General features: G+C 66.0%; 1 protein-coding gene. It reads right to left on the reverse strand.

Annotation, left to right across the window (positions count from 1 at the left end):
- Positions 1-1,839: ATP-dependent RecD-like DNA helicase (locus tag B7Z76_RS16035; protein ID WP_291345252.1), on the reverse strand; the 1,839-nt coding region annotated here is incomplete at its 3' end.
- Positions 1,840-1,864: the final 25 nt, after the last annotated feature.

A 1,864-nucleotide genomic window follows, 5' to 3' on the forward strand; every position in this document is an offset into this window, starting at 1 on the left:
CTTCTCCTCACCGGCTCGCGCAATGCTTTCGGTCAAGCCTCCTTGCACACTGGCCCGGGCCTGGGTGCGCGCAAAACGCTGGGACAGGTCAGCGGGCAAGCCTGCGGCCTCGCGTTTCTCGTCGGCCGCCAGCCCTTTGAGGAAGGCGCGGGCAGCATTGCGGCGGGCCTCCTCGCTGATCTTCACCAGATCGAGCGCATTGGTCTTTTCAGGCTGGCGCGCGATGTTCCGCGTCCAGTTCGTCCAGATGTCGTGCTCGCGGATCAGGCGTGGATCGCCCAGCGGCCGGCGGCCCGCGATTTCCTGACGCTCGGCTCCCTCCGAGGTCAGCCAGTAATCCCGCTCCCGGTGCCGTGACCCGGACACATACGTCTTGAAGCCGTCCGTGGTCTGCGAACCGCCCGGTGTTACAAAGATATGCTCGGTCGTGGTGATACCCTGGGCGGTGTTGGTGGTCATGGCATAGCCGTAGGCCAGCCGCATCCGGCCGGTTTCCTTGTCGGCCAGCGTGTCCCACTTCACAAAGCCCTCGCGGCCATGATCGTTCCGCAGCACCAGGCCTTCGTCGCGGATGCTGGTGATTTCGAGGATCGAGCCGTTATCACCAATCGCGCCCTTGCCGCCATCCAGCATCGCCGCGTTGGTCCTGGCGAAGAGTCTGATTTTTTCGCCCGTCGCGATCGGCAGCGCGTAGTGCTCGCCGGTGTTCTTATCGATCGCCGCCAGCGTCATGCGGCTCTGCCCCAGCTCGCCAGAGACCAGAAGCCGTTGCCGGATCGCCTCGCCGATCGCGCGCGCGTCCTGATTGGTCGGTGTGCTGATCGAAATCGTAAAGCGCGGCCGATCAGCATTCGCTTTCCGGCGCTCATCCCAAAGCGCAGCGGCTCGCGCGATCACCTCATTATGCCCGCCCGCGACGATCTCGGCCGTGCCATCCTGCCGCTTCATGTCCAGCGCCTTGCCAACAGCCTCGGCACCGCCTTGGCGCAGCAAGCCCGCGATTTCGCGCGCCCGTTCGTTGGTTTGCCGCATGCTGCTTTCGATCGACGGCACCTTGCCTAGCCCTTTTTCGAGAAGGCCGATCACCTGGCCTGCCTCGATCGACTGGCATTGCTTCGGATCACCGATCGCCACCATGCGGAACCCGTGCCGCTCCTGGAGCCGCAACAGATCAAGCATCTGGCGCGTGCCGATCGTACCCAGCTCATCGATCACCACGACGCTGCGGTTGGACAAGTCCAGCCGGCCGCTCTCCACCCGGTTGATGAACACTGATACGGCCGCGATCGTGTCACGCCCGCCGGTATCAGTGTCGGTATTCAGCCCGGCCTCGCGCAACTCGCGCGCCTGGCGCCAGCCGAGGCTGATGCCGTGAATGTCCGCACCCTGGTCACGCCACGCCGCCACCAACGGCTTCAACAGCGTGGTCTTGCCAGCTCCGGCCGCCCCAATCCCCACCGCGAACCGGCCGCCCATGCCGAGATGATCGATCATCCGGCGCTGCGCCGCGCCATGCGCGCCGGTGAAACTCAGCCCGCTCGCCTCGATCCCGCGCTTGATCTGTACCGGGTTCAGTGTGCCGCGCCGGTCCCTGCCAGCCTGTCCCGCCAGCTCGACCAGCGCGCTCTCCTGCTCGACATGGGCGCGCGTCGTCAGCCTGGTTGTGGTGATCGTCACATCCGGGTTTTCCGGGTCATCCCGCTCGGTCTCGACCGCGATGATCTGCGTGCGTGCGGACTCACCGTTGCCGCCAGCACCACCGGCTTCGACAACCCCGCGCGCCCGCAACCGCGCGATCACCTGATCAACATCGCCGCCATCCTTGATGCCGGCCGCCACCAGGCCACGCGCTGCGGCAACGCGC

This window comes from Acidiphilium sp. 20-67-58, assembly GCF_002255515.1.
Lineage (GTDB): Bacteria > Pseudomonadota > Alphaproteobacteria > Acetobacterales > Acetobacteraceae > Acidiphilium.